1 protein-coding gene is annotated in these 1,235 nt (G+C 34.0%); it reads left to right on the forward strand.

Annotated features, from left to right (window positions below; translation table 11 throughout):
* On the forward strand, positions 1-1,174 hold a 1,174-nt coding region (ltrA, locus tag BQ7474_RS00035; protein ID WP_073997052.1), incomplete at its 5' end, for a group II intron reverse transcriptase/maturase.
* Between the last annotated feature and the right edge of the window lie 61 nt (positions 1,175-1,235).

Genomic DNA, 1,235 nt, shown 5'->3' on the forward strand with positions numbered 1-1,235 from the left:
AATAACAACAGAAGAACTTCTAGAATATCTAAAAGAAAACAAAGAGAAAATACTAGGACAAATAAGAGCAAGGAAATACAAACCCAAACCAGTAAAAAGGGTACAAATACCAAAATCAAATGGAAAGAAACGAAATCTAGGCATACCCACAACAACAGATAGGGTAATACAACAAGCAATAGCACAAAAATTAAGCCCAATCTATGAAAAGAAATTCTCAGAAAACAGCTATGGATTTAGACCAAATAGAAGCGCGCATGATGCCCTAAAAAGGATAAAAGAAATAGCAGAAGAAGGAAACACCTGGGTAGTAGACTTAGACCTAGAAAAATACTTCGAAACAGTAAACCAATCCAAACTCATACAAATCCTATCAGAAGAAATAAAAGATGGAGACGTAATATCCCTAATACACAAATATCTAAAATCAGGAATAATGATAGATGGAATAAAAGTAAAATCAGACAAAGGAGTAGCACAAGGTGGACCCTTAAGTCCATTACTAGCAAACATCTACCTAAACGAAGCTGACCAAGAATTTGGAAAATGGGGATACAAATTTGTAAGATATGCAGACGACATGCTAATATTTGCAAGAAATAGAAAAGCAGCCGAAAGATACCACAAAATAGTCAAAAAGCTGTTAGAAGGAAAATTAAAACTTAAAGTAAATGAGGAAAAGACATCAATAAGAAAATTAAGCCAAACAAAATATCTAGGGTATGGATTTTACCATAACAACGGAACCCAACTAAAAGTACACAAAGAAAGCCTAAAGAAACTGAAGACAAAACTAAAAGAAGTAACAAACAGAAGTAATGCACTAGGCTATAAGCAAAGAAGAATAAAAATCAACCAAATCATAAGAGGATGGATACAATATTTCAAATTGGCAAATATGAGAAACCATCTTCAAAACCTAGACGAGTGGTTAAGAAGAAGAATAAGAATGTGTGCATGGAAAAGCTGGAAAAAAATCAAAACCAAATTTACAAACTTAGTAAAATTAGGAACAGCAAAATTTCAAGCCTGGCAATGGGCAAATACACGTAAATCCTATTGGAGAATAGCCAAAAGTCCAGTACTAAACAGAGCTCTTAACAACAAAAGAATAGCTGAAAGGGGCTATATATCCCTAGTCAGCTATTACAATAAAGTTCATATTAAACTGTAGAACCGCCGTATACGGAACCGTACGTACGGTGGTGTGAGAGGACGGTAGATGAATTAATCAT

The organism is Anaerococcus urinomassiliensis (assembly GCF_900128425.1).
In the GTDB taxonomy this organism is placed as follows: domain Bacteria; phylum Bacillota; class Clostridia; order Tissierellales; family Peptoniphilaceae; genus Anaerococcus; species Anaerococcus urinomassiliensis.